Origin of the sequence: Rhodococcus wratislaviensis, assembly GCF_900455735.1 — a bacterium.
Lineage (GTDB): Bacteria > Actinomycetota > Actinomycetes > Mycobacteriales > Mycobacteriaceae > Rhodococcus_F > Rhodococcus_F wratislaviensis.
Genome location: NZ_UAUI01000005.1, coordinates 79,765 through 105,579, shown reverse-complemented (window position 1 = coordinate 105,579; position 25,815 = coordinate 79,765). Strand labels below are relative to the sequence as shown.

Here is a 25,815-nt window from a genome sequence, read left to right as displayed (position 1 = left end):
GACAGGATGACCTTTGGAAAACCCGTGCGCCGCTCGAGTCTGATCTCACAGGTCACCGAGCAGCTGCGCGACGAGATCTGCAGTGGTCGGTGGGCGGTGGGCGAGAAGATCCCCACCGAGACCGCGCTGTCCGAACTCACCGGGACGGGACGCAACACCGTCCGTGAGGCGGTGCAGGCGCTCGTCCACACCGGGCTGCTCGAACGGCGGCAGGGGTCCGGCACGTACGTCGTCGCCATCTCCGACGTCGGGGGCACACTGGGCAAGTACTTCGCCGGCGCGCACGAGCGCGATGTCACGGAACTGCGACAGGCACTCGACGTCACCGCCGCAGCCCTTGCCGCCCGGCGCCGCACCCCGGACGACGTCGCACGCTTGAAGGGTCTCCTCGACGAACGGTCCCGATGCTGGGCCGAATCCGACACGGAGGCCGCCGTCGCGGCGGACGTCGCCCTGCACCGCGCGATCGTCGAAGCGAGCCACAACGCCGTGTATCTGGAGTTCTACGACTCGCTGCTGCCCTCGATCGCCCAGACCGTCGACCGGCACGTGCACGCGACCGGTGCCGGGTTCCACGACGAACACGGGCGTCTGATCCAGGCGGTGGTCGACGGGGACGAGGCCGCGGCGACCACGGCCGCGCGCGACCTGTTCGCGGAGCTGCTCACCTAGAGCAGGAGGCGCACCACGTCGGCCGTGCGGGCGAGTCCGGGAAACGCCTCCGCGGTCGACCGGGGGTGCAGCACGTGGACGGCGAGCCTGAACAGCACCGCACGCAGAAGCATCTGCGGCCACTCGGGGAGATCTTCCCAGCGCCCGATGAGGGCCTCGTCGGCCCCGCCCCAGGAGATGGCGTCCACCACGGCCACCGCCGCCGCCCACGACGCGGGACGCCAGTACGGCGTGATGTCGGTGATCCCCGGCGCGAGGGCACCGGCGAACAGGACGGTGCCGAACAGATCTCCGTGGACCAGCTGGTCGGGGCTCGTGACGGGCTTGCGCAGCGTCGCGAGCCCGGTGATCAGTTCCAGGCTCTTGCGGCCGTCGGGGGACGGTGTCTCGAGCTGTTCCGCACCCTTCGCGCTGCGCAGCGGGATCTTCTCCCAGGCGGCCCGATCGGCCGCCACGAACACGTCGACCTCCGCCCACGGCGCGACCGGGGGCTGCACGAGGAACCGGGGACGGTCGAGCTGCGAGGTGGCGGCATGCAGCCGCCCCGACATCGACACGACCTCGTCGTGCCGCGGCTCGGGTGTGCCCTCGATGAACGTGTCGGCGCGCCACCCGGAGACCACGTACCTGCCGTCGGTGGACCGCACGGGGCGCGCGAGCCGCACCCCGTCCACCTCGAGCGTCTCGCGGACCTTGGCGGACCATGCGGCGCGCGCGTGGTCGGCGACGGCTGACAGGACTACGTCTCCACAGAGCCACCCGCCGTCCCAGTCCGCACCGAGTGGGATGGGCTCGACTTCCCGGAGGCCGAACGTGGAGCACACGTGCTGAGGGGGTTGGCCTGTGCTCACGGACTCAACGCTACCGCCGGGTGGGCCGGTGACACTGCAAGGCGCGCTGGCCCGGAGATCGCAATCACGCCACGACGAAGGTCAGACGAAGGTCAGTAGACGGGCAGGCTGGTGTCCACCTGTTTCGCCCACGCGATCACGCCGCCCTGCAGATGTGTGGCGTCCGAGAAGCCGGCCTTCTTCAGCGCGGCCAGCGCCTCCGCCGACCGGACGCCGGTCTTGCAGTGCAGCACGATCGGCTTGTTCTGCGGGAGCTCCGACAGCGCCTCGCCCGACAGGATGCGGTCCTTCGGGATCAGCACGGCACCGGGCAGGTGGACGATGTCCCACTCGACCGGCTCGCGCACGTCGATCAGTTCGATCTCCTTGCCGGAGTCGAGGAGGTCGCGCAGCTCCGTGGCCGTGATGGTAGAACCGGCCGCCGCCGCCTGCCCCTCGTCGGACACCACACCGCAGAACGCGTCGTAGTCGATCAGTTCGGTGATCGGGGTCCGCGCGGGATCGCGGCGCAACGTGATGGTGCGGTAGGTCATGTCGAGCGCGTCGTAGACCATCAGCCGGCCGAGCAGCGATTCCCCGATGCCGGTGATCAGCTTGACGGCCTCGGTGGCCATGATCGACCCGATCGACGCGCAGAGCACACCCAGCACGCCGCCCTCCGCGCACGACGGGACCATGCCCGGCGGGGGCGCCTCCGGGTACAGGTCCCGGTAGTTGAGTCCCCGACCGTTCGGCGCATCTTCCCAGAACACGGACGCCTGGCCCTCGAATCGGTAGATCGAGCCCCACACGTACGGCTTGTGCGCCAGGACGGCCGCGTCGTTGACGAGGTACCGGGTGGCGAAGTTGTCGGTGCCGTCGAGGATCAGGTCGTACTGCTCGAACAATTCGACGGCGTTGTCGGGCTCGAGCCGGAACTCGTGCAACCGGACGTCGACGTTGTCGTTGATCTCACGGATCGAGTCGCGCGCACTCTCGGCCTTCGGACGGCCCACGTCGGACCGGCCGTGGATCACCTGTCGCTGCAGGTTCGACATGTCGACTTCGTCGAACTCGACGATGCCGAGCGTCCCGACACCCGCCGCAGCCAGGTACAGCAGGGCGGGCGAGCCGAGGCCGCCCGCACCGATGACGAGGACCTTCGCGTTCTTCAGGCGCTTCTGCCCCGCCATGCCGACGTCCGGGATGATCAGGTGCCTGCTGTACCGCGCCACCTCGTCACGGGAAAGTTCGGCGTCCGGTTCCACCAGCGGCGGCAGTGCCTCGGTGGTCTTCACAGAACGGTCAAGCGACACGGTCCACTCCTGACGATTGCGCGACAGCTTCCGATGCGTCGGACAGCATTGAGTTCAACGCCCCGACGGGGTCCATTCTTCCCCTCCCGCCGGCAGTCGCGCGGGGCGGCCCCGGCTCACGCTCTCGGGAACGGCCACGGATTGAAATGGCAGGTCAGACCATTCATCGGGACGACACCCTCGGGGTCGAGCTGCGCGATGTCGTTGTTGGCCGTCCCGAACGTCTGCTGCATCATCACGGGCGCGAGGCCGCCTTCGGTCTCGCACGGCTGGTGGTCCTGGTAGCCGATGGCATGCCCGATCTCGTGGTTGATCTGGTATTGCCGGTACGACCCGATGTCCCCCTGGAACGCGATGGCACCCCGCACCCAGCGTGGCTCGTTGAGGACGACGCGATCGATGCCGGGGTTGTAGCACGACACCTCCAGCTGAATGTCGTAGCCGCACGCCTCGCGGATGGTCATCTGCGACGTCAGCGACACCCGGAAGTCGGGGTCGCCCTGGTCGACGCGGCGGAACGCGAACCGCGGGTCCTTCGTCCAGCTCTTCGGATTCGACAAGGTCTGGTCGACCATCCGGCCGAACGACTCGTCGCCGCCGAATCCGGAGGTGTCGACCCCGTCCTCGATCTCGACGCTGTACGTGAATTCCCGTTCGGTGCCCTGCCCGACCTTGGTCCCGCTTCCGGGAACCACGTGCCACGTGCCTGCGCCCACCGCCGTGAACGGACCGCCCTCGGGCAACGCGCCCGAGGGAAGTTCGGCGGCGAAGTTTCCGTCGGCTTCCGGGGGGATCCCGATGACGCTCGAACCGTCGGTGTCGCGGGACAGGGTGCCGAATCCGGGGGTGTCGGTCTCGGCCGTCGTCTCGTTGCCGCCGGTGTCCCGGACCGCGTCGACCACGACGAGAATGGTGACCACCAGGAGGATCGGGATGGCGTAGGCGCGCCACCCGTAGGTGGAGACGAACCGGCCGATGCGGCTCTGCTTCCTGGCCTGCCGCTCGGGGCGCGGGTTCCGGGGCCTGCCGACGTCGCGGCTGGTCGGGTCCCATTGCGCGCGGAGTGGTTGATGCGACTGCGCCTGCGGTGCCGACTGCGAAGCGCGGGGACGGACGTCACGCTGGTCGATGCTGCGCGATCGTCGCTCCCCGTCCTCGGAGCTCTGGGGAGCCCGGCCGCGAACACGCGGTCCTCCTCGGTCAGTCACGCAGCCCAGAATCTCACAGTCCGGCACCGCCCCGTCCCAGCGCACCGTCCGCAGGTCATTCGGCGTGTCACGCAGATGCGATCCGCAACGTCGCGGCTACCCGGATCACCAGGTGCCCCCGACCCCCGCAGGGCCCCAGTTACCGGTCAGGCAATATCCTTGACCGGGCGAGTCCAGCGAGTCCACCATGAACGGTTCACTACGCGCGGGTATCGTTCACACAGTTACACAGAATGTGACGCGGAATACTTGTGCAGATTGGAAGCGCTATGACTGAACTCGCGGATCGGACGAACTCCGATCGCGATGCCACCCCCGGAAAGGGCACCGGGGCCCGTCGCAGCACGCGACTCCCCCGCGACGCCCGGCGACTGCAGCTACTCGCCGCAGCCAGCGAGGTCTTCGTCACACGCGGATACCACGCTGCCGGTATGGACGAGATCGCCGAGTGCGCCGGTGTGAGCAAGCCCGTCCTCTATCAGCACTTCCCCGGAAAGCTCGAGCTGTACGTGGCGGTGCTGCAGAGCTATGTCGACAGCCTGATCTCCGGCGTCCGGCAGGCGCTGCGCTCGACCACGGACAACAAGCAGCGTGTCCGCGCCGCGGTGCAGGCGTTCTTCGACTTCGTCGACAACGACTCGCAGGGCTTCCGGCTCGTGTTCGAGTCGGACCTCATGGGTGAACCGCAGGTGCAGAGCCGCGTCGAGCAGGCCACCGAGGCGTGCGTGGACGCCGTGTTCGACCTCGTCAGCCACGACTCCGGTCTCGACCCGTACCGCGCCCGCATCCTCGCTGTCGGCCTCGTCGGCGCGAGCCAGTTCACCGCGCGGTACTGGCTCGAGGCGGCGCGCCCGATCCCGAAGGAAGAAGCGGTCGACACGACGGTCACGCTCGCGTGGGGCGGTCTGTCCCGCGTGCCGCTGCATCCCGAACAGCGCTAGCCACGACGCATGAGAAAGGGCCCGCAGTCGAGTTGACTGCGGGCCCTTTCTCGTGTGTTCACTTGGTCGGAGCGAATCCGACCTTGCGGATATCGGACGGGCCGATCTCCACGTAGGCGATCTTGCTGGACTGCACGAGGTACTTGCGTCCCTTGTCGTCCTGCAGAGACAGGATCCCGTCGCCACCGGTGAGGGCGTCCGAGACCAATGTCTCGACCTCGTCCGGGGTCTGCTCGCTGCTGACGATGAGCTCACGCGGGCTGTCGATTACACCGATCTTGACCTCCACGGTCAACCTCCGAACTCTCCGAGAAACATCAGCTGTCCTGGCAAGGCTAATGCAGCGGCCGCCGCCGGTGCGCGTCTGTGGGCTGTGCCCTGAGCGAACATGCCGTCAGACAAGCATGACGGCGGCGCCGTCAGACCAGGCCCAGCACGGCCATGCGTTCGGCGTGCATCTCCTGCATGCGGTCGAACAGTGCGACGACACCATTGAGGTCGCCGGACGCGGAGATGACGAGTTCCGTCAGCGCCTCCCGCTGCGCCAGGACGAACTGCGCCTGCGTGATGGCCTCCCCGAGCAGTCGCCTGCCCCACAGCATGAGGCGGTCCTTGTCGCGGTTGCTGGCCTTGATCGCCTGCTGCACCTCGTGGACGACGAACTCCGAGTGACCGGTCTGCGAGAGCACCTCCTCGACCGTCCGCGACACCTCGGCGGGCAGCGAGTGCCCGATCTCGCGGTAGAAGTCGGCGGCGATCCCGTCACCGACGTAGGCCTTCACCAATGCCTCGAGCCACGTCGACGGGGTGGTGGACGCGTGGTAGTTGTCGAGGGCACGGACGAACGGATCCATCGCCTCGAAGATGTCGAAGCCACGCGCGGTCAGCGCCGTCTCGAGCATCTCGAAGTGGCCCATCTCGGCGGCGGCCATGCTCGCGAGCGCCACTTTGCCCTGCAGGGTCCGCGCCATCTGCGCGTCCTCGGACAGCCGGTAGAACGCGGAGATCTCGCCGTACGCGAGGACCGCGAAGAGTTCACTGACGCCGGGGTGATCAGCGGGAATGGTGGAATCAGAGGATGCAGGCGTGTTGGGCTCCATGGCGCCACAGCCTAGTGCGTCGCCCAGTGATGTTTGCCATGCGTAACCGGTTGTGGGGCGTTCTCCGGCTACAATGATCATGGGCAACCGCTCGTCACCACGTTCGCCTCCATGGAGAACGCGGTTTGAGTGATGATCGATCACGATCCGATCAGCGGTTCCCACCGATAATGTGCGCGCACCTGATCGACGGTCCCAGCCGCGCCTCGCCGAAATCTTCGATTTCTGCGCTGAGGCAGAGGCAGGATCGACTCGGAAGAGGACATCGACGAGCGTCGACTGGGAAATCGGGCCGACCAGCGGCCTGGCCCTTACCTCGTGCGTGCGTGCAGCTACGAGGAAGGCCAGTCCCCTGAGCAAGATCACTGTCGACCATGAAGACGACGCAACCGAAACCACGCTGTCGGCGCAACTCGATTCCACGCACGTCGCCCCCACGTTCGCCGAGCTCGGAGTTCGTGACGAGATCGTCCGCGCTCTCGACGAGATCGGGATCGAGCGCACGTTCGCGATCCAGGAGCTGACGCTCCCCCTCGCCCTCGCCGGCGACGACCTGATCGGTCAGGCCCGTACGGGCATGGGCAAGACGTTCGGTTTCGGCGTCCCGCTGCTCCACCGCATCTCCAGCGGCACCACCGGTACGGCCGCACTCGACGGCACTCCCCGTGCGCTGGTCATCGTCCCCACCCGCGAGCTGTGCATCCAGGTCACCAAGGACCTCGAGGGCGCCGCGAAGTACCTGAAGGGCGAGAAGAACAAGCTCGAGGTCCTCGCCATCTACGGTGGCCGCCCCTACGAGACGCAGATCGCGACGCTCCAGAAGGGCGCCGACGTCGTCGTGGGCACCCCGGGCCGTCTGCTCGACCTCGCCAACCAGGGTCATCTGATCCTGGGCAAGGTCGAGGTCCTCGTTCTCGACGAGGCCGACGAGATGCTCGACCTGGGCTTCCTGCCCGACATCGAGCGCATCCTGGGAATGGTGCCGGACAAGCGTCAGACGATGCTGTTCTCGGCCACCATGCCGGGCCCGATCATCACGCTCGCCCGCACGTTCCTCACCCAGCCGACGCACATCCGCGCCGAGCAGGCCGACGACTCGGCGGTGCACGACCGGACCAGCCAGCACATTTACCGGGCGCATGCGCTCGACAAGGCGGAGATGGTGGCCCGGGTGCTGCAGGCCGACGGCCGCGGCGCGACGATGATCTTCACCCGCACGAAACGCACCGCCCAGAAGGTCGCCGACGATCTCGCCGAGCGCGGCTTCTCCGTCGGCTCCGTGCACGGCGACCTCAACCAGGTTGCTCGCGAGAAGGCGCTGAAGGCATTCCGCACCGGGAAGATCGACGTGCTCGTCGCAACGGACGTCGCGGCGCGCGGTATCGACATCGACGACGTCACCCACGTCATCAACTACCAGTGCCCGGAAGACGAGAAGACGTACGTCCACCGGATCGGCCGCACCGGCCGCGCGGGCCGCACCGGCATCGCCGTGACACTCGTGGACTGGGACGACATCCCCCGCTGGCAGCTCATCGACAAGGCTCTCGGCCTCGGCATCCCCGATCCGGCGGAGACGTACTCCAGCTCCCCGCACCTGTTCGAGGAGCTGTCGATCCCGGCCGACGCGACCGGCACGATCAAGCGCCCCCGGGTGGAGAGGGCCGCAAAGGCCGCACCCGAGCAGAGCGAGAACACGGGCACGGAGCAAAGCGAGAACACCGATACCGAGCAGGGCGAGAAGGCCGAGCGCACGGAGCGTCCGGCACGCACCCGCACCCGCCGCCGCACCCGTGGTGGCCGCCCCGCGGACTCCGTGGGCCCCAAGTCCGTCTCGCCGGAGCCGACGGCACCCGAATCCTCCGCTCCGAGCGGGGACACCGACGGCGAGGGTGCCTCCAAGCCCCGCCGGCGTCGTCGCCGCCGGACCACCAAGGTCGGCGCCGCCGCGACGACCGCGGAGTAAACAACCACCGTGCTGGCACCTGAGCGGCGCTCGCGCGCCGATCTCGTCGTCGCTGCCGGAATCGCCGTCGCGGTCGTGGTCGCCCTCACCGTGGTGTGGTTCCGCAGCGATGCCCGGGGCACCACCTCCGTCACCGCCGCCGAGCCGCCGCCTGCACTCGTTACGGCCCTGACGGTTCCGGAGACGCTGAGCCCGATCTGGGACTCCGCCAGTTCCGCCACGACCGCACCCCTCGTCGTCGGTGGTGCGGTCGTCACCGCCGACGGCGGGGACGTCGTGGGACGGGACCGGATGTCGGGTACCGAGCTGTGGCGGTACGAGCGTGATCTCGACCTGTGCGGTGTGACGGCGTCGTGGGAGAAGGTCGTGGCCGTCTACCACGACGACCGCGGCTGCTCCCAGGTCACCGAACTCGACGGCGGCACCGGCGAGCGCCTGGCGCAGCGCAGCAGTGACGCCGATTCCGAGGTGACGCTGAAGGCCGACGGAACGTATGTGGCGTCCCTCGGCGACCGCCGGCTGGAATTGTGGCGCTCCGACCTCGTCCGCACCGTCGAGTACGGACGGGTGGACGCGCCGGTGAATCCCAAGAAACAGCCACGCAGCGGGTGCACGCTGATCGACGTCGGTTCGAGCAGCAGCCGGCTGTCCGTTCTCGAACGCTGCCCCGGCGAGGTGGCCGATCGTCTGACGGTCATGAACCCGTCGCCGAAGGACAATCAGGAGCCCGAGGAGTACGGGTCGAGCGTCCTGGCGGGGGTGGATGCCGGCGTCGAGGGTGCACGCATCCTCGGGGTGTCGGGCGAGACCACGGCCGTCTATCTCCCCGCGGGCACGTCGTACGGACCGCGGATCGGCCTGTTCGACGGCACCGGCAACGCCGTGTCCGAATATGCCCTCTCCCTCCGGGTCGCACCGGATCCTGTCACGTCGACGAGCAGTTCGGTGGTCACCTGGTGGACCGGTTCGGACGTGGTGTCGCTCGGCGCATCCGATCTCGCACCGCGCTGGGTCTTCCCCGGCGCTCTCGGCCCGGGAGCCGTGATGGCCGGAAACCTGCTGGTTCCGGTGGAATCCGGGATCGCCGTGCTCGACCTGTCGACCGGTGCGGTGCTTCGCACGATCCCGGTGGCGCGTGACGCCGCGGCGGGGCCGATCACCACGACGGTGGCCGGCGACGTCGTGCTCGAACAGCGCGGCGACGATGTAGTGGCGCTGCGCTGAGGTCGCTGCTCACGCGGGTTCGGCGAACACCACGAGATAGCCGTCGAGATCGCGGATCCAGATCTCACGATGTCCCGCATTGGGATTGACGTGCACGTCCGTGACCACGTCGGCACCCGCCTCCCGCACCCGCGCGATTGTGCCGTCGAAGTCGGGGGTCTCGAACCAGATCGCCACCCCGTTTCCCCGCGGGAGTGACGGATCGCCGAGGGTGCCGTGGTGGTGGCCCTCGTCGAGCCGGTGCAGTTGCAGGATCATGTGCCCGTCGACGAGGAGTTGCTCGTAGTCCGGTCCACCGTGGCCGCTCCGCGCGCCGAGCACCTTCCGGTACCACTCGCCTGCACGTTCGACGTCGTCGACGGCGAGGAGCGGCTGAGCCCGCATCGTCAGGGTGTTGCTCCGAGGCGTATCCGAGACTGTCATGGCCCCGACGTTAGCGCCGTGTGCTCCCCGGCACTTGGACGAATGAGCATGCCGTCAACGGAAAGTGGCGCGGTACGCGGACGGTGAGACGCCGACCGTGCGCGAGAGGTGTTGTCGCAGCGACGTCGCGGTGCCGAAGCCCGCGGCCGCGGCCACGTCGTCCACCGGCAGGTCGGTGTTCTCCAGCAGTTCGCGGGCGCGGGTGATCCGCTGTTCGAGAATCCACTGCGTCGGCGACATCCCCGTCTCGGCCCGGAATCGCCGGGTGAACGTGCGCACGCTCATCGACTCCCACGCGGCCAGCTCCCGCAGCGACAGCGGTTGATCGAGATGCGACAGTGCCCGGGTCCGCGCCCGCGCCGTCGACGCACCGTCGGCCTCCGGGACGGGCTCGGTGATGAACTGCGCCTGGCCACCGCTGCGATGAGGCGGCACGACCGTTCCCCGCGCCACCTCGTTGGCCACCGACGCACCGTGGTCGAGACGAATCATGTACAGGCACAGATCGATTCCGGATGCGACGCCTGCGGCGGTGAGCACGCTGCCGTCGTGTGTGTAGAGCACGCCGGGGTCCAGGTGCACGTCGGGGTACAACCGCCGGAACGCGTCCGCCGACTTCCAGTGCGTCGTGGCACGCCGGTTCTCGAGAAGGCCGGCCGCCGCGAGGACGAACGAGCCGGTGCAGATCGATGCCACCCGCGTGCCCGGACGGATGTGCGCGAAGGCGTCCGCGAGGCGCCGGGGCAGGCGCCCGTCCTCCGGCGGGTCGTAGTCCTGATCGGATGCCGGGATCACGACGGTGTCGGCCGTGCCGAGCAGTGCCGGACCGTGCTCGACCGAGAGCGTCACGTCGGTGTCGGTCCGGACGGCGCCAGGGGTGAGGGCGCACGTGAGGACCTCGTACAGCGCCTCGCCGTCCCGCGATCTCGCCTCACCGAACAGTCGGTGGACGATCCCGAACTCGATCGGGAGCAGACCGTCGCGCACGAACACGACCACGCGATGGCGGCGCACACTCCGCCCGTTCCTCGGTTCGGACATGGCCCGATTATTTCACATATCGTCCCGCAGGCCACTGTCGTGACCACGTCCACGCGCCCATGATCGGAAGGGTCGGCACGACAGAGCGGAAGGTGGACCATGAAGATCCTGTGGGTATCGGCACATCCCGATCCGGAGTCCCTGAACGCGGCACTCCGCAGCGACGCTCTCGCGGCGCTGCGCGGCGCCGGCCACGACATCCGGACCTCGGACCTGTACGCGATGCGATGGAACCCGGTGGTGACGGCAGACGATTTCGGACACGACCCCCACCATCGCCTCCTGGTCGGCGCGCGGTCGGGTCAGGCCCTGACCGAGGGCACCCTGGCCCCCGACATCCGCGCCGAACATCGCAAGCTCGCGTGGGCCGATGCGGTGATCGTGCAGTTCCCGCTGTGGTGGTACGGCATGCCCGCGATCCTCAAGGGCTGGTTCGACCGGGTCTTCGTGGAGGGCTACGGCTACGGACTGCGCCGCGAGGACGGTTCCACCCGGCGGTACGGCGACGGAACCCTCGCAGGCAAGCGGGCGATGACGGTCGTCAGTTTCGGCGGCAGTGCCGACAGCGCGGGCCCGCGCGGGATCAACGGCCAGATGGACGAACTCCTGTTCCCGATCCACCACGGAATCTTCTGGTACACGGGGATGTCCGCACTGCCCCCGGTCCTGATCGACAGCGCGGACCGGTTGCCCGCCGAGCACTACCCCGGCGTCGCGGCGCGGCTGATCGATCGCCTGTCCGGCCTGTTCACCGACCCGCCGTTGCCTTTCCGCTCACAGAGCGGCGGCGACTACGACACCAGGTTCGTCCTGCACGAGGACCGCGCGCCCGGCGTCACGGGGTTGCGCGCCCACTACGCCGACGCGGATTCCGGCACGAGTGAATCGGCGACCGAAGTCCGCACTACCGCGGGATGTAACGTGTTCTAATTCACGGCATGGCAACCTACGTGATCACCGGCGCCGCCTCGGGCATCGGGGCGGCGAGCCGCCGCACGCTCGAGTCCGGCGGTCATACCGTCATCGGAATCGACCTCGCGCACACCGACGTGACCGCCGACCTGTCGACCCCCGGCGGACGGGCTGCGGCCGCCGACGCCGTGTCCGAGGCGAGCGGCGGCGTCGTGGACGGACTCGTGTGCTGCGCCGGACTCGGGTCGCTGTCCCACGTCCCGGGCGGCACACTCGTCGCCGTGAACTACTTCGGGGCCGTAGAACTCGTGACGGCCCTGAAGCCCGCTCTCGAGCGCGCGGGCGGCGCCTCGGTGGTGGTGATCTCGTCCAGTAGCACCACCACGCAGCCGGGGATTCCCGAGAATCTGGTGACCGCGTGCCTCGACGGCGACGAGACGGAGGCGGTGCGCATCGGCGATGAGGTGACCGCCATCCCGGCGTACCCGGCGTCCAAGCTCGCGCTGGCCTGGTGGATTCGGCGTGAAGCGGTACGGCCCGAGTGGATCGGCAACGGCATACGACTCAACGCGATCGCGCCGGGCATGATCGACACACCGATGACCAGCGGGGACGACCTCGACCCCGAACTCGCGAAGGCGCTGGATTTCTATCCGGTGCCGCTGGGCCGGCGCGGCCGCCCGGACGAGATCGCCGCGCTCGTCGAGTTCCTGCTCGGACCGGGGTCGACACTGTTCTGCGGCAGCGTCGTCTTCGCCGACGGGGGCACGGACGCCCAGTTACGCCAACAGGATTGGCCCGCCGCGTGGAATCCGACGCCCGAAGAACTTACTCGGCACTTCCAGGCGAAAACGTAGCGAGCTCGGATCCCGCCCAGTGCTTGGCGAGGTTCTCGGCCAGGTCCCGGTACGCCTGGGCACCCTTGTTCTTGCGCCCTGCCAGCACGGTGGCACCCGACGCCGTCGCTTCCGCGAATCGCACCGTCCGCGGGATCGGCGGAGCGAGGACCGGCAGGTTGTAGCGGTCGGACACGTCGGAGAGCACGTCCCGGCTGTGTGTCGTGCGGGCGTCGTACAGCGTCGGCAGCGCGCCGAGCAGGACCAGGTCGGGGTTGGTGATCTGCTGCACCTCGGTGACCGTCCGCAGTAACTGCCCCACACCGCGGTGGGCGAGCGTCTCGCACTGCAGCGGCACCAGTACCGACTGCGCCGCCGTGAGCCCGTTGAGAGTGAGCACACCGAGTGACGGCGGACAGTCGATGATGATCGTGTCGTAGTCGTCCAGCAGCGGCGCCAGAGCGCGCTTGAGGGCGAACTCGCGACCGGGACGCATGAGCAGCAACGCTTCCGCGCCCGCGAGGTCGATCGTCGCAGGCAGGAGGGCGACACCGTCCTCGGTGTCGATCACGGCGTCTTGCACCGCCAGATCACCGGTCAGCACCTCGTGGACGGAGGCGTCCAGGCGGTCCGGGTTGTGCCCGAGGGAGAACGTCAGACACCCCTGCGGGTCGAGATCCACCACCAGAACCTTCTGGCCCAGCCCGACGAGGGCTGCGCCGAGAGAAGCGACCGTGGTGGTCTTCGCGACCCCACCCTTCTGATTTGCCACTGCAAGAACCGTTGTCACGGCTCGATCCTTACCTACTTCGTCCCCGGAGGCGAGCCATACACGCAGATTGACTGACATGATGGATGGATGCCACCCAGTGATTCGCCGCGCGGCCGTCGGATCGTCCTCCTCCGACACGGCGAAACGGAATGGGCCCGTTGGGGTAAACACACCGGTCGGACCGACGTCCACCTCACCGAACTGGGTGAAGCCCAGGCACGGCGGGTGGGTCCGGCAATGGACGCCCTCGAGCTGCGCGACCCCCTCGTCATCGTCAGTCCGCGGCAACGCGCCCGGGAGACGGCGGAGCTGGCGGGATTGAAGATCCAGCGCACCTGGGACGCACTCGCCGAATGGGATTACGGGATCTACGAGGGCATGACGACCCCCGAGATCAGGCAGCAGGTGCCGGACTGGACCGTGTGGACGCATCCGTGCCCTCGCGGCGAGCAGGCCGAGCAGGTGCACACCCGGTGCGACCTCGTTCTGTCCGTCGCGCATTCGCAACTCGTCGACCGCGACGTGATCCTCGTCGGGCACGGCCACTTCTCGCGCGCGCTCATCGCTCGCTGGGCGGAGCTTCCGATCAGCGAGGGACGCCGGTTCGCGATGTCGCCGGGCGCGTACTCCGTCCTCGGCTTCGAGCACGGGGCGCAGCAGGTGGTCAGCCACAACGTGACAAGCGAGGAAGGTGCCCGATGATCAGACGCGCAGTACCCGAGGACGTCGCCGCGATCACCGCGATGATCTACGAACTCGCCGAACACCAGAGGGCCCGCGACGAGTGCACCGTCACCGCCGACCAGATCGACGACGCCCTGTTCGGCCCGCAGCCGTCCACGTTCGCCCACGTCGCGGCGAACGACGACGACCGGGTCGTCGGGATCGCGGTGTGGTTCCGGAACTTCTCCACCTGGGACGGAACACACGGCATCTATCTGGAGGACCTGTTCGTCAGCCCGTCCGAGCGCGGTTCCGGGCACGGCAAGGCCCTGCTCGCCACACTCGCGAAGGAGTGCGTCGACAACGGCTACACGCGACTGTCGTGGTCGGTGGTCAACTGGAACAAGCCGTCGATCGCGTTCTACGAGTCGCTGGACGCGCACCCGCAGGACGAATGGACCACGTACCGGCTCACCGGGGATCCGCTCGGCCGCCTCGCGTCCGAGGTGAGTTAGCGGTCCGACGGGTTGTCGGCGTCGGCCTCCTGGCCGTACTCGGCAGCCATCCACTTCGACGTCGGACTGCTGAACAGGCACCCGAGGGCCGCCACCACGACGACGCCGAGCAGCACACCGAAGAACGGCTGGTGCGAATCGGTGAGCAGCGACCACGCCACCGGGAGCAGGAGCAGTTGGGCGACGATCGCGATCGCCCGCCCCCAGCGCCGGCCGAAGATCAGGGCGAGCCCGGCGGCGAGCACGGCGCCACCGAGAATCGCGAACCAGGCCGCGGTGCCGTATCCACTGCTGACGCTCTGGTCGTGTCCGAGGAGTCCCCGGATCACCAGCACCACGGCGACCCCGACCGCCACCGCGCCCTCGAGCGACACCAGGGCGCCCGCCGCGCGGACCGTGGTGGGCGTGGACTTGCTGAGAGACGGCTTCGGCACGTCGGCCAGCCTAGAACACCCCGTCGCCGGCGGCCTCGGACGGTGACACGTGCCGCCCCGGCTAGGCTTGGGTCCCGTGCGCGCGCTGCTGATCGTCAACCCCAATGCCACATCGACGACCCCGGCCGGGCGTGATCTCCTCGCCCACGCGCTGTCGAGCCGGGTGCGGTTGACGGTCGCGCACACGACACACCGGGGTCACGCCGCCGAACTGGCGCAGCAGGCCTGCGTGGACGGGATGGGCCTGATCATCGTCCACGGCGGAGACGGCACCGTGAACGAGGTGGTCAACGGACTGCTCGGCACCCCGGAACCGAAGTCGATGAGCGCGGTGACGGTGGGGCCGATCCCCCCGATCGCCGTCGTCCCCGGCGGGTCGGCGAACGTGTTCGCCCGTTCGCTCGGCATCGCACCCGACCCGGTGGACGCCACCAACCAGCTCATCGACCTCCTCGCCCGCAGGCAGCGGCGCAGGATCGGTCTCGCGCACTGCGACAATCGCTGGTTCACGTTCAACGCCGGTCTCGGCTGGGACGCCCAGGTGTGTGAGGCGGTCGACATGCACCGCAAGAATGGGCGGCCGGCCACACCGGCGCAATATGTCCGCGCGGCGGTGCGCGTGTTCTTCCGATCGAAATACGCGGAGCCGACGCTCACCGTCGAGGTTCCCGATCGCGATCCGGTCGAGGGCGTTCATTACGCATTCGTGTCGAACGCGAGTCCCTGGACGTATCTGAACAAGCGGGAAGTCCACACCAATCCCGACACCACCTACGACACCGGCCTCGGCGTCTTCGCGATGCGATCCACCGCGATCCTCACCACGCTGCGGGTAGCCCGCCAGCTCCTGACCCCCGGAACCCGCCCGAAGGCGAAGAAGCTGGTCCGGGTCGACGACGTGCCGTGCGTGCGAATCACCGCGTCGGAGCCCATCGGACTGCAGATGGACGGCGACTACATCGGACTTCGCAAGGTCGTCGAGTTCGTGTCGGTGCCCGAGGCGCTGGATGTGGTCGCGCCGGCGCGACCCTGAGCAAATCTCGAGAATCCCCGTTTTCACCTAGCGGGAAGTGTCTGCACGGGGTACAAAGGACGGCGCGCCTCGAAGGGCAGCCTAAGTACGTGAGCTCCCCCACGGTGCGGCGGTTTTCTATTGACATCCCGCCAGTTCGTGAAAGCATTCACAAGCAACAGTGCGGAAACATTCTCTACGCACACATGAACTCATGAAGACGAAACGGTGCATTACGCACCCAGTTAAGGAGCAGAAGGATGGACTGGCGCCACAAGGCAATCTGTCGCGACGAAGACCCCGAGTTGTTCTTCCCTGTGGGCAACAGCGGTCCGGCTCTCGCGCAGATTGCTGATGCCAAGGTTGTCTGCAACCGCTGCCCGGTGACCGCCGAATGCCTCTCGTGGGCACTCGAGTCGGGCCAGGACGCCGGTGTGTGGGGCGGCATGAGCGAAGACGAGCGTCGCGCACTCAAGCGCCGCAACGCTCGGACGCGTGCCCGCACCACCGTCTGATACTTCGGAAGAAGACGGGCCCGGCACCACATGGTGCCGGGCCTTTTGCTTGCCCGCCGATCAGTACCGCGGCCCACGACGGCCCAGCGGCACGCGTAACACGGCATCCGTTCCACCGTCCGCCCCGGGATGCAGCCCGAGGGAACCGTTCAGCTCGGCGGCCACCAGGGTCCGGACGATCTGCAGACCGAGACGGTCCGACCGCTCGAGGCTGAAACCGGGCGGCAATCCCCTGCCGTCATCGTGGATCACGACGTCCAGCCACCGCGCGGAGCGTTCGGCCCTCATGGTGACCGTGCCCGGAGCGCCGGGCTCGAAGGCATGCTCGATCGCGTTCTGCACGAGTTCGGTCAGCACCATCACCAGCGGCGTGGCCCGCTCCGCGGAGAACACCCCGAAGCTGCCTTCTCGCCGGACCTTGATCGGCGTACTCACCGTCGCCACGTCGGACAGGATCGGCACCAGGCGGTCGACGACCTCGTCGAGGTTCACTTCCTCGTCCACCGACATCGACAGTGTGTCGTGCACGAGGGCGATCGAGGTGACGCGGCGCACCGATTCGCTCAGTGCCTGCCTGGCTTCCTCGTTGTTGGTGCGTCGGGCCTGCAGTCGCAGGAGCGCCGCCACGGTCTGCAGGTTGTTCTTCACCCGGTGATGGATCTCGCGGATCGTCGCATCCTTGCTGAGCAGGGCGCGATCCCGCCTCTTCACCTCGGTGACGTCCCGCACGACGACAGCGGCGCCCACCCGCTTCCCACCGGGTTTGAGGACCAGCGCCCGGAGCAGAACGGTCGCTCCCCTGGCCTCGATCTCCATGCGGCGGCCCGGCTTGTCGGCGATGGTGTCGCGGATGTACCCGGCGACCTCCTGCGACTCGAACGGATCCGTCACGAGCGACCGCGTGGTGGCGGCGAGGTTCTGGCCGATCAGGTCCGAGCTGAGCCCCATCCGGTGATAGGCCGACAGCGCATTGGGACTCGCGTAGACCACGCTGCCGTCGGTGTCGAGGCGGATGAAGCCGTCGCCGGCACGCGGACTCGAGTTGGTGTCCGACCGGGCCTCACGGATCGGGAAGGTGCCGTCGCTGATCATCTGGCACAGATCCTCGGCGCAGTCGAGATACGCGACCTCGAGGGGGCTCTGCGCCCGCTGATGCGACAGGTTGGTGTCCCGGCTCAGGACCGCGATCACCTCGCCGTTCCACCGCACCGGAACCGCTTCCCCACGCGGCGGCAGACCCGCGTGCCCGCCGCCGTCCTCGGGGCGCACGACGCGGCCCTCGAGCAGCGCCTGCAGCACCTGCGGGTGTTCCGACTCCGACACGACGGTCCCGACGACGTCCTCGGGGAACGCAGTCGACGCGGTGGTGGGCCTGCAGTGGGCGACGCAGATCACGGTGCCGGTGGCGTCGGTGGCCGCGGAATCCGTTCCGACCCAGAGCAGGACGTCCGCGAAGGAGAGGTCGGCGAGCAACTGCCATTCACCGACGACTCGCTGGAGATGATCGACGGCCTCGCCGGGCAGGTCGGTGTGTTCGGCGAGCAGGTCGCTCAGTGTGGACATCGTCGGTGGGTGTCAGCTCAGGAGATGACTGCGATCAGGTCGCCCTGCTGGATCACGTCGCCGACCTTGACGTCCACGGACGTGACCGTGCCGGGCTCTTCGGCGATGACGGGAATCTCCATCTTCATCGACTCGAGGATGACGAGCGTGTCGCCTTCCTTCACCTCGTCACCCGCGCTCACCACAACCTGATACACCGTCGAAACCATTTCGGCGCGCACGTCTTCTGCCATTGTGATCCTTCACTCCCGGGTGTCGAGAAAGCCCTGTTGCAAGGACACCCAACCACACGTGGAAGACTGTGGTGAAAAGAAGGGAGATCTACTCATGGGTAAGCGTGGTCGTAAGAAGCGCAGTCGCAAGGGCAACGCCGCAAACCACGGCAAGCGTCCCAACGCCTGACGCGCCGTAGAACGCACCAGGGGCCGGAAAGCAGCGATGCTTTCCGGCCCCTGATTGCTGTTCTGACGGATTATGCGTCGGGTTCCGTATTGGTGATGAGGATCGTCCGCCGCAACTCGATGGAGAGCCGCTGACGCAGGCTTTCCGGCGCGTGCTCACCGCCGCACTTGCGGTTCACGAGGCTCTTCACCTTCTCCTCGATCCCGTACGCCTCGAGACACGACCCGCACTCGTCGAGATGTCTCTGCAGCCGCGCCCTCGACGCCTCGTCGCATTCACGGTCCAGCATCAGCCAGACGTCTGCGATGACGGCGGAGCAGTCGAGCTGCTCGAATTCGTCCTGCTCGCTCACCGAGAAACCTCCTGCTCCGCACTCACTACACTGTCGCCGGGCACCTCGTGGGTGCCCCCACGGTTGAATCCACGTTCGCGTGCGACATCGGCGAGCAGACCCCGGAGCTGCTTGCGCCCGCGGTGCAGCCGCGACATCACGGTCCCGATCGGGGTGCCCATGATCTCGGCGATCTCCTTGTAGGGGAAGCCCTCGACGTCGGCGTAGTACACGGCCATCCGGAACTCCTCCGGCAGGGCCTGGAGCGCTTCCTTGATGTCGTCGTCGGGGAGCGCGTCCAGCGCCTCCACCTCGGCGGACCGCAGACCGGTCGACGAATGTTCCGCCGTCGCCGCGAGCTGCCAGTCGGTGATCTCGTCGGTGGGGTACTGCGCGGGCTGGCGCTGCTTCTTGCGGTACGAGTTGATGTACGTGTTCGTGAGAATCCGGTACAGCCACGCCTTGAGGTTGGTGCCCTCACGGAACGAACGGAACGCCGTGTAGGCCTTCACGTACGTTTCCTGCACGAGGTCCTCGGCGTCCGCCGGGTTCCTGGTCATCCTCAGAGCAGCACCGTACAGCTGATCCAGAAGTGGGAGCGCATCCCTTTCGAAACGCGCGATCAACTCGTCCTGTGGTTCGGCCTGGTCTGCCGTCGGACGGTCATGTTCCTGCACGCTGATCCCTTCGGTCGCCGTGGGCGTCAACGTTACCGCCAACTGCAGACGCGACGTGGGCTCCATCACCGAGGACATCACGATACGGACCACTCCCTTCGATGCACTGTTCTTCTGCAGGTACCAACACGCCTCCCGTCCGCTGTGTTCCCGACCGCGTGGCAGAGTGTCTGTCCATGGCCGGAACTGCCACTCCCGCGACGAAGCTGCTCGTCAAACATCGCATCGACCACACCGTGCACAGCTACGCGCACGATGCGCGGGCGGAATCGTACGGTTCGGAGGCCGTCGACGCCCTGGGCGAGACGGTCGGCGTCACCGCACACCAGGTGTTCAAGACGCTGGTGATCAAGCTCGACACCGGCAAGCTGGCGGTCGCGGTCCTGCCGGTGCCGGAGAAGCTGTCGCTGAAGGCGGCGGCCGCGGCGCTGGGCGCGGGCAAGGCGGTGATGGCGGAACGCACCGACGCGGAACGCTCCACCGGGTACGTCTTCGGGGGCATCTCACCGCTCGGACAGCGCAAGGCGCTCGCGACGGTCGTCGACGCGTCGGCGCTCGACTGGGACCGGGTGCTGTGCAGCGCCGGCAGGCGCGGACTCGAGATCGAACTCGCGCCCGCCGACCTGGTGCGGCTCAGCGGAGCCGTCACCGCCTCGGTCACAGCAGGCTGATCTGCTCCCCCACCTGCTCTTCGTCACGACCGGCCGCGTCGGGGTCGAGGAGTTCCGGTCCGTTGTTCTTCACACTGTTCACCAGCGTGGACACCCGCCGGACGGTGATGTCGGCGATCGCGTCGGGTGACACCGCGAGCAGATCCGTCGACGCGGGGTGCTCGGGATCGAGCCACGCGGTCCAGCGGTCGCGGGGCATCACCAGCGGCATCCGGTCGTGGACGTTCTCGAGCTGGGCGGCCGAGTCGACCGTGATGATGCTGCAGCTCAGGACCGGCGGTGAGTCCTCGACCGCGGGATCGTGCCAGACCGACCACAGCCCGGCCATGTACAGGCGGGAGCCGTCCTCCGGCGACATGTAGTACGGGATCTTCTTCGCCTTGCCGGGCTTCTTCCCGGCTGCTGCCGCATCGACCTCGGTCTGCCACTCGTACCAGCCGTCCATCGGAACGAGGCAGCGCTTGTACTTGAACGCGTTCCGGAAGGCCGGTTTGGTGTCGACCGAATCCGCTCGCGCGTTGAACAGCACCGGCCCCTTGCCTAGCTCCTTCGTCCAGGACGGCACGAGCCCCCACCGCATCCGCCGGATCCGCCGGGCGTCGTGACGGTCGACCACCGTCAGGACCTGCGTGGTGGGCGCCACGTTGTAGTCGGGCGGGCTCTCCTCCTCGCCCGCCTCGTCGATCGCATCGAGGTCGGCCGCGAGTGTCGCCGGATTCGCAGTGGTCGCATACCTGCCGCACATGCCCACCAGAGTGGCACGAACCACCGACACCCGCGACACACCGCCCACCCCGCCCGGCGACACGCCCGATAGGCGAAGATGGAGACCGTGAGCCTGAGCCTGTGGAACGCCCCCCGTGCCGAAGCGCCCGTCGTCGCGACGGTCGCCCTCCCCGGATCGAAGTCGATCACCAATCGCGCGCTGATCCTCGCCGCACTCGCGGACGGTCCGTCCACCCTCACCGGGGCATTGCGCAGCCGGGACACCGACCTCATGATCGGCGCGCTCCGCACGCTCGGCATCGGCATCGAGACGGCCGGCGCCGACACGACGCTGCGGGTCACCCCGGGTCCCGTCCATGGTGGTGCGGTCGACTGCGGCCTGGCGGGCACCGTCATGCGGTTCCTTCCCCCGGTCGCCGCGCTCGCGAGCGGAACGGTTCACTTCGACGGGGACGAGCAGGCGCGCACCCGGCCCCTCGACACCATCCTGGACGCGCTGCGCGGTCTCGGCGCGGACATCGACGGCGACTCCCTCCCGTTCACGGTCCGCGGTGCGGGTTCGCTGCGCGGTGGACGGGTCACGATCGACGCGTCCGGCTCGTCACAGTTCGTCTCCGGGCTGCTGCTGTCGGCGGCCGCTTTCGACGAGGGCGTCACGGTGCATCACGACGGCAAGACGGTGCCGTCCATGCCGCACATCGACATGACCGTCGAGATGCTGCGGGAGTCGGGTGTCGAGGTCTCCACCCCGGCGACGGGCGGGGAGGCCGACACGTGGCGGGTGAGCCCCGGTGTCGTCCGGGCCGTCGACCGGGCGATCGAGCCCGACCTGTCGAATGCCACCGCCTTCCTGGCCGCCGCCGCCGTCACCGGCGGTGAGGTGACGGTTCCCCTGTGGCCGAGCAGGACGACGCAACCCGGAGACGCAATCCGCGACATTCTGCTGGCGATGGGCGCGGACGTCCGGCTGGACGGCGCGAACCTCACGGTCCGCGGTCCGCAGCAGCTGAACAGCATCGACATCGACCTGCACGACGTGGGCGAACTCACCCCGACCGTCGCAGCGCTCGCCGCACTCGCACACGGTCCGTCGCACCTGCGGGGCATCGCGCATCTGCGCGGCCACGAGACCGACCGGCTGGCCGCACTCGCGCACGAGATCAACTCGCTGGGCGGGAACGTCACCGAGACCGAGGACGGCCTCACGATCGTCCCGGCAGACCTGCACGGTGGGACGTGGCGCTCCTACGCCGACCACCGAATGGCGACCGCGGGCGCCATCGTCGGGCTGCGCGTCGACGGCATCCGGATCGAGGACGTCGGCACCACGGCCAAGACCCTGCCCGGTTTCGAGAACCTGTGGGCCACAATGCTGTCCGCCGGTGCGGGCACCGAGCGGAAGGCGAGCTTCTGAGTCGCAGGCAGTATGACGAGTCCGACGTCCGGGTGCGCCCGGGCCGAGGAACGCGCCCGCGCACGAAGACCCGGCCGGAGCACCTCGCGGCGGAGTCGGCGATGGTCGTCTCGGTCGACCGCGGCCGGTGGGGTTGCGTGCTGGGCGGCGACCCCGACCGCCCCCTCGTCACCATGCGCGCCCGGGAACTGGGCCGCACCCCCATCGTGGTCGGCGACGAGGTGAGTGTGGTCGGCGATCTGTCCGGCAAGCCCGACACCCTGGCGCGGATCGTGCGGGTGGCCGAGCGCTCCACGGTGTTGCGACGCACCGCCGACGACACCGATCCGTACGAGCGGATCGTCGTGGCCAACGCCCAGCAGCTGCTGATCGTGGTGGCGCTGGCGGACCCGCCGCCGCGGACGGGATTCGTCGAACGTGCGCTCGTCGCCGCGTATGCGGGCGGGTTGAGTCCCATCGTGTGCCTGACGAAGAGCGATCTCGAGCCGCCCGAGGAGTTCGCGAGCGCGTTCGCGGACCTCGATGTCCCCGTCGTCGTGGCCGGTCGCGACGATCCGGTCGACGAGGTCCTGTCGATGCTGTCGGGCCGCCTCACCGCGCTGATCGGCCATTCGGGGGTCGGGAAGTCGACTCTCGTCAACCGTCTCGTGCCCGACGCCGACCGGGCCGTCGGCGTGGTCTCCGGCGTCGGAAAGGGCCGGCACACCTCCACGCAGTCGGTCGCGCTGCCGCTTCCGACGGGCGGTTGGGCGATCGACACTCCCGGTATCCGGTCGTTCGGACTTGCCCACATCTCCCCGGAGAACGTGGTGGCCGCGTTCTCCGATCTGGCCGCCGCCATCGAGGACTGTCCGAGAGGGTGTACCCACCTCGGCCCGCCCGCGGACCCGGAATGCGCGCTCGACCTACTGGAGGGCAAGGCCGCCAAACGCGTCGACGCGGTCCGTCACCTCCTCACGGCCATCGCGTCCAACGAAGCCTGGTGAGGGACGAACCGCGTCTGTAGCGGAACTTTCTAGCGGGACAGCAGCGCGCGTAGACCGCGGCGCTTGCGGGTGCGCTTGATCGCGGTACTCAGCCCCTGACGGCGGCCGGTCACGGGATCGATTGTCGCCGTGGTGTTTCCACCGAACTTGCGCTCCGACGCCGTCTCCGGCGCGTCATCCGCGGTCGCCTTGAGGTACTTGTTCGGCAACGACAGCTTGGCGATGGTGCGCCACGACTTCGCGTACTGCACGAGGAAGGGCCCGGTCGTGTACGGCAGGTCGTACTTGTCGCACAGTTCCCGCACCCGCACGGCGATCTCCGCGTAGCGGTTGCTGGGCAGGTCGGGGAACAGGTGGTGCTCGATCTGGTAGCTGAGGTTGCCGGACATGAAGTCCATGAGCTTGCCACCCTCGATGTTCGCGCTACCGAGCATCTGCCGCAGGTACCACTGGGCCGGCGTTTCCTTGTCGATGTCCGCCTTGGTGAATTTCTCGGCGCCGTCCGGGAAGTGCCCGCAGAAGATGATCGCGTTGGTCCACACGTTGCGGATCATGTTCGCGGCGATGTTGGCGGTGAGCGTGCTCTTCCACGCCGGACCCGTGACCGCGGGGTGGATTACGTAATCCTTGAGGATCTGCTTGCCGACCTTCTCACCGACCTCGCGGAGCTTGCGCTGGGTCTCCTCGCTCGGCACGCGCCCCTTGGCGACCTTGCCGAGTTCGAGATGCTGCGCCGCGATTCCGTACTCGAAGAACAGCGCGAGCAGCGTGTTGTACAGGAGATTGCCGGTGTTGAACGGCTTCCACCGCTGGTCGCGCGTGACGCGCAGCAGTCCGTATCCCACGTCGTCGTCCATGCCGAGGACGTTGGTGTACTTGTGGTGAATGTAGTTGTGCGTCTGCTTCCAGTGAGCGGACGGTCCCGTCACGTCCCACTCCCACGAGGTGGAGTGAATCTCGGGATCGTTCATCCAGTCCCACTGGCCGTGCATGACGTTGTGGCCGAGTTCCATGTTCTCGATGATCTTCGAGAGGGACAGCATGGCTGTGCCCGCCAGCCAGGCGGGACGCCGCTTGCTCGCGAAGAGGACGGCTCGGCCACCGATTTCGAGGGAACGCTGCAGTCTGATCGTGTTTCGCACGTACCGCGCGTCACGCTCCCCGCGGGACTCTTCGATATCGCGCCGGATCGCATCGAGCTCGCGTCCGAGCGACTCGATGTCGGCTTCGGTGAGATGTGCGTATTCCTTGACGTCTGCAATCGCCATGGGGGACCTCCTCCTGGCTGGGTCGACAGTTCGCACCCGAAAGGCGCTGACTCGACCTACCGTACCGTAAGTTACGACACCGTAGGTTACCTGAGTGTAGGTGTGAGTGAAATCACCGTCGGCGTCGGGGAATCTTGGCCTCCGCGCGGGCGCGCAACGCCGACAACAGACCCCGCCGCTGCCCCGTGACGGGATCCGTGCGCAACGTCTCGACCATCGCGGCACCCGCATCACGGGCGTCGCGGAACTTGCGTTCCGAGGACGTCTCCGGCGCGTCGTCCGCCGTCGCCCGCAAGAACCGGTCGGGCAGGGCGAGCTTGTGGATCGTGCGCAGAGCCAGCAGGTACTGCTTGGCGAGCGAACCCGTGGTGTACGGCAGGTCGTACTTCTCGCACAGCGCCCGCACCTTCACGGCGATCTCCGGGTACCGGTTGCTCGGCAGGTCCGGGAACAGGTGATGCTCGATCTGGTAGCTGAGGTTCCCGCTCATGAAACCCATGATCTTGCCGGAATCGAAATTCGCGCTGCCGAGCATCTGGCGGAGGTACCACTCGTGCCGGGTCTCGTTCTCGTACTCGTCCACCGTGAACTTCTCGGCACCGTCCGGGAAGTGCCCGCAGAAGATCACCACATAGGCCCACAGATTCCGCACGAGGTTGGCGGTGGCGTTGGCCGTCAGCGTCGACTTCCACGCCGGCCCCGCGAGCACCGGGAACAGGAGGAAGTCCTTGCCGACCTGGCGGAAGATCTTGCGCCCGAAATCCTTGTTGGCCTGGGAATTGAGCTGACCCTTCTCCGCACCCTCCAGCTCGGCGGCGAACGTGAGGTCGTGGAGCGCGATCCCCCACTCGAACGTGGCGGCCAGGATGATGTTGGCGAAGGGCTGCAGCAGATTGATCGGCCGCCACTCCTCGTCGCGGGTCATCCTGAGGATGCCGAACCCCACATCGGAATCCATTCCCACAATGTTGGTGAACGTGTGGTGGGAGTAGTTGTGCGCCCGCTTCCAATGCTCCGAGGGGCCCGTCTGATCCCACTCCCACGACATGGAGTGGATCTCCGGATCGTTCATCCAGTCCCACTGGCCGTGCATCACGTTGTGGCCGAGTTCCATGTTCTCGATGATCTTCGAGAGGGAGAGCATCGCGGTGCCCGCGAGCCAGGCCGGGCGGTAGCGGCTTCCGAACAACGCAAGCCGGCCACCGAGCTCCAACAGCCGTTGCGCCCTGATGGCCCGGCGGATGTAGCGGGCGTCGCGAACGCCCCGCGAATCCTCCACGTCGAGCCGGATCGCATCCAACTCACGCCCGAGCGATTCGATGTCCGCTTCGGTCAGATGCGCGAACTCTTTGATGTCGGTGATCGCCACCGTGCTCCTCCGTCTGGTGAGAGTCCGA

Annotated in this window: 30 protein-coding genes; 14 read left to right on the top strand and 16 right to left on the bottom strand. The window is 67.9% G+C overall.

Annotated features, from left to right (window positions below; genetic code table 11):
* Positions 1-6: 6 nt before the first annotated feature.
* A complete protein-coding gene (locus DTA22_RS09790; protein WP_112299309.1) occupies positions 7-672 on the top strand; it encodes a FadR/GntR family transcriptional regulator in 666 nt (221 codons plus the stop codon).
* Here DTA22_RS09790 and DTA22_RS09785 read toward each other — a convergent pair.
* The 3 genes from DTA22_RS09785 to DTA22_RS09775 form a co-directional block, all read right to left on the bottom strand.
* On the bottom strand, positions 669-1,523 hold the full coding sequence (locus tag DTA22_RS09785) for a TIGR02569 family protein (RefSeq protein WP_005562508.1): 855 nt from the start codon (positions 1,521-1,523) through the stop codon (positions 669-671). The two genes, DTA22_RS09790 and DTA22_RS09785, sit on opposite strands and share 4 nt — an antisense overlap.
* A 92-nt stretch (positions 1,524-1,615) precedes the next feature.
* Positions 1,616-2,800, bottom strand: coding sequence for an adenylyltransferase/sulfurtransferase MoeZ (gene moeZ, locus DTA22_RS09780; protein ID WP_037245180.1), 1,185 nt, complete (start codon positions 2,798-2,800; stop codon positions 1,616-1,618).
* A gap of 134 nt (positions 2,801-2,934) precedes the next feature.
* Entirely contained in the window at positions 2,935-4,071 is a 1,137-nt protein-coding gene (locus DTA22_RS09775; RefSeq protein WP_112299308.1) for a DUF3152 domain-containing protein, read from the bottom strand.
* Positions 4,072-4,295: 224 nt separating this feature from the next.
* Between DTA22_RS09775 and DTA22_RS09770 the strand changes: the two genes are divergently transcribed.
* Positions 4,296-4,967 (top strand): TetR/AcrR family transcriptional regulator, encoded by a 672-nt coding sequence (locus DTA22_RS09770; RefSeq protein WP_005259707.1) that lies wholly within the window; start codon positions 4,296-4,298, stop codon positions 4,965-4,967.
* Positions 4,968-5,025: 58 nt separating this feature from the next.
* Here DTA22_RS09770 and DTA22_RS09765 read toward each other — a convergent pair whose 3' ends face one another.
* Positions 5,026-5,256 (bottom strand): DUF3107 domain-containing protein, encoded by a 231-nt coding sequence (locus tag DTA22_RS09765; RefSeq protein ID WP_005259708.1) that lies wholly within the window; start codon positions 5,254-5,256, stop codon positions 5,026-5,028.
* 130 nt (positions 5,257-5,386) lie between these two features.
* The gene (locus DTA22_RS09760; RefSeq protein ID WP_037245178.1) at positions 5,387-6,067 is read right to left on the bottom strand and encodes a ferritin-like fold-containing protein; all 681 of its coding nucleotides are present in this window, start codon (positions 6,065-6,067) and stop codon (positions 5,387-5,389) included.
* A 322-nt stretch (positions 6,068-6,389) separates the two neighbouring features.
* Between DTA22_RS09760 and DTA22_RS09755 the strand changes: the two genes are divergently transcribed.
* Both DTA22_RS09755 and DTA22_RS09750 read left to right on the top strand, forming a co-directional pair.
* On the top strand, positions 6,390-8,033 hold the full coding sequence (locus tag DTA22_RS09755) for a DEAD/DEAH box helicase (protein WP_037245175.1): 1,644 nt from the start codon (positions 6,390-6,392) through the stop codon (positions 8,031-8,033).
* Positions 8,034-8,042: 9 nt separating this feature from the next.
* The gene (locus DTA22_RS09750; protein WP_112299307.1) at positions 8,043-9,257 is read left to right on the top strand and encodes an Rv3212 family protein; all 1,215 of its coding nucleotides are present in this window, start codon (positions 8,043-8,045) and stop codon (positions 9,255-9,257) included.
* 9 nt (positions 9,258-9,266) lie between these two features.
* Here DTA22_RS09750 and DTA22_RS09745 read toward each other — a convergent pair whose 3' ends face one another.
* Entirely contained in the window at positions 9,267-9,680 is a 414-nt protein-coding gene (locus DTA22_RS09745) for a VOC family protein (protein WP_112299306.1), read from the bottom strand.
* A 54-nt stretch (positions 9,681-9,734) separates the two neighbouring features.
* A complete protein-coding gene (locus tag DTA22_RS09740) occupies positions 9,735-10,721 on the bottom strand; it encodes a GlxA family transcriptional regulator (RefSeq protein WP_037245167.1) in 987 nt (328 codons plus the stop codon).
* A gap of 99 nt (positions 10,722-10,820) precedes the next feature.
* Between DTA22_RS09740 and DTA22_RS09735 the strand changes: the two genes are divergently transcribed.
* Complete coding sequence (locus tag DTA22_RS09735) at positions 10,821-11,651, top strand: NAD(P)H-dependent oxidoreductase (protein ID WP_112299305.1); 831 nt, start codon at positions 10,821-10,823, stop codon at positions 11,649-11,651.
* Between the two features lie 8 nt (positions 11,652-11,659).
* On the top strand, positions 11,660-12,490 hold the full coding sequence (locus DTA22_RS09730; RefSeq protein WP_112299304.1) for an SDR family oxidoreductase: 831 nt from the start codon (positions 11,660-11,662) through the stop codon (positions 12,488-12,490).
* On the opposite strand, the gene DTA22_RS09725 is transcribed toward DTA22_RS09730, so the two are convergent.
* Positions 12,462-13,259: a ParA family protein gene (locus DTA22_RS09725; protein WP_037245159.1), complete on the bottom strand. Its 798-nt coding sequence runs from the start codon at positions 13,257-13,259 to the stop codon at positions 12,462-12,464. The two genes, DTA22_RS09730 and DTA22_RS09725, sit on opposite strands and share 29 nt — an antisense overlap.
* A gap of 69 nt (positions 13,260-13,328) precedes the next feature.
* Here DTA22_RS09725 and DTA22_RS09720 point away from each other — a divergent pair, with 69 nt between their 5' ends.
* Positions 13,329-13,943, top strand: a complete 615-nt coding sequence (locus tag DTA22_RS09720; RefSeq protein ID WP_005240106.1) for an acid phosphatase — start codon at positions 13,329-13,331, stop codon at positions 13,941-13,943.
* Entirely contained in the window at positions 13,940-14,419 is a 480-nt protein-coding gene (locus DTA22_RS09715) for a GNAT family N-acetyltransferase (RefSeq protein WP_037245153.1), read from the top strand. Before DTA22_RS09720 ends, DTA22_RS09715 begins: the two co-directional genes overlap by 4 nt.
* Here the strand turns inward: DTA22_RS09715 and DTA22_RS09710 are convergent.
* Positions 14,416-14,853 carry a hypothetical protein gene (locus tag DTA22_RS09710; protein WP_005240102.1) on the bottom strand — a complete coding sequence of 146 codons (438 nt, stop codon included), beginning with the start codon at positions 14,851-14,853 and terminating at the stop codon, positions 14,416-14,418. The two genes, DTA22_RS09715 and DTA22_RS09710, sit on opposite strands and share 4 nt — an antisense overlap.
* A gap of 76 nt (positions 14,854-14,929) precedes the next feature.
* On the opposite strand from DTA22_RS09710, the gene DTA22_RS09705 reads away from it, so the two are divergent.
* Positions 14,930-15,886, top strand: coding sequence for a diacylglycerol/lipid kinase family protein (locus DTA22_RS09705; RefSeq protein ID WP_037245151.1), 957 nt, complete (start codon positions 14,930-14,932; stop codon positions 15,884-15,886).
* A gap of 239 nt (positions 15,887-16,125) precedes the next feature.
* Positions 16,126-16,380: a WhiB family transcriptional regulator gene (locus DTA22_RS09700; protein WP_005240099.1), complete on the top strand. Its 255-nt coding sequence runs from the start codon at positions 16,126-16,128 to the stop codon at positions 16,378-16,380.
* 60 nt (positions 16,381-16,440) lie between these two features.
* Here the strand turns inward: DTA22_RS09700 and DTA22_RS09695 are convergent, their stop codons facing one another.
* Positions 16,441-17,943 (bottom strand): sensor histidine kinase, encoded by a 1,503-nt coding sequence (locus DTA22_RS09695; protein WP_037245148.1) that lies wholly within the window; start codon positions 17,941-17,943, stop codon positions 16,441-16,443.
* Between the two features lie 17 nt (positions 17,944-17,960).
* Entirely contained in the window at positions 17,961-18,176 is a 216-nt protein-coding gene (locus DTA22_RS09690) for a biotin/lipoyl-binding carrier protein (protein ID WP_005240095.1), read from the bottom strand.
* A 94-nt stretch (positions 18,177-18,270) separates the two neighbouring features.
* On the opposite strand from DTA22_RS09690, the gene DTA22_RS37125 reads away from it, so the two are divergent.
* Complete coding sequence (locus DTA22_RS37125; protein ID WP_022597109.1) at positions 18,271-18,345, top strand: 50S ribosomal protein bL37; 75 nt, start codon at positions 18,271-18,273, stop codon at positions 18,343-18,345.
* A gap of 70 nt (positions 18,346-18,415) precedes the next feature.
* On the opposite strand, the gene rsrA is transcribed toward DTA22_RS37125, so the two are convergent.
* The gene (gene rsrA / locus DTA22_RS09680; protein WP_005240092.1) at positions 18,416-18,697 is read right to left on the bottom strand and encodes a mycothiol system anti-sigma-R factor; all 282 of its coding nucleotides are present in this window, start codon (positions 18,695-18,697) and stop codon (positions 18,416-18,418) included.
* Positions 18,694-19,431 (bottom strand): sigma-70 family RNA polymerase sigma factor, encoded by a 738-nt coding sequence (locus DTA22_RS09675; RefSeq protein WP_112299347.1) that lies wholly within the window; start codon positions 19,429-19,431, stop codon positions 18,694-18,696. Before DTA22_RS09675 ends, rsrA begins: the two co-directional genes overlap by 4 nt.
* 98 nt (positions 19,432-19,529) lie before the next feature.
* Here DTA22_RS09675 and ybaK point away from each other — a divergent pair, with 98 nt between their 5' ends.
* Positions 19,530-20,024 carry a Cys-tRNA(Pro) deacylase gene (gene ybaK, locus DTA22_RS09670; RefSeq protein WP_112299303.1) on the top strand — a complete coding sequence of 165 codons (495 nt, stop codon included), beginning with the start codon at positions 19,530-19,532 and terminating at the stop codon, positions 20,022-20,024.
* Here ybaK and DTA22_RS09665 read toward each other — a convergent pair.
* Positions 20,011-20,769, bottom strand: coding sequence for an SOS response-associated peptidase (locus DTA22_RS09665; protein WP_037245719.1), 759 nt, complete (start codon positions 20,767-20,769; stop codon positions 20,011-20,013). The two genes, ybaK and DTA22_RS09665, sit on opposite strands and share 14 nt — an antisense overlap.
* A gap of 78 nt (positions 20,770-20,847) precedes the next feature.
* Between DTA22_RS09665 and aroA the strand changes: the two genes are divergently transcribed.
* A complete protein-coding gene (aroA, locus tag DTA22_RS09660; RefSeq protein WP_112299302.1) occupies positions 20,848-22,164 on the top strand; it encodes a 3-phosphoshikimate 1-carboxyvinyltransferase in 1,317 nt (438 codons plus the stop codon).
* Positions 22,110-23,150 carry a ribosome small subunit-dependent GTPase A gene (gene rsgA / locus DTA22_RS09655; RefSeq protein ID WP_081792784.1) on the top strand — a complete coding sequence of 347 codons (1,041 nt, stop codon included), beginning with the start codon at positions 22,110-22,112 and terminating at the stop codon, positions 23,148-23,150. The genes aroA and rsgA overlap by 55 nt, the downstream gene beginning before the upstream one ends.
* Positions 23,151-23,179: 29 nt before the next feature.
* Here rsgA and DTA22_RS09650 read toward each other — a convergent pair whose 3' ends face one another.
* On the bottom strand, positions 23,180-24,418 hold the full coding sequence (locus DTA22_RS09650; protein WP_037245142.1) for a fatty acid desaturase family protein: 1,239 nt from the start codon (positions 24,416-24,418) through the stop codon (positions 23,180-23,182).
* A 112-nt stretch (positions 24,419-24,530) separates the two neighbouring features.
* Entirely contained in the window at positions 24,531-25,787 is a 1,257-nt protein-coding gene (locus DTA22_RS09645) for a fatty acid desaturase family protein (RefSeq protein ID WP_009479539.1), read from the bottom strand.
* Positions 25,788-25,815 lie beyond the last annotated feature (28 nt).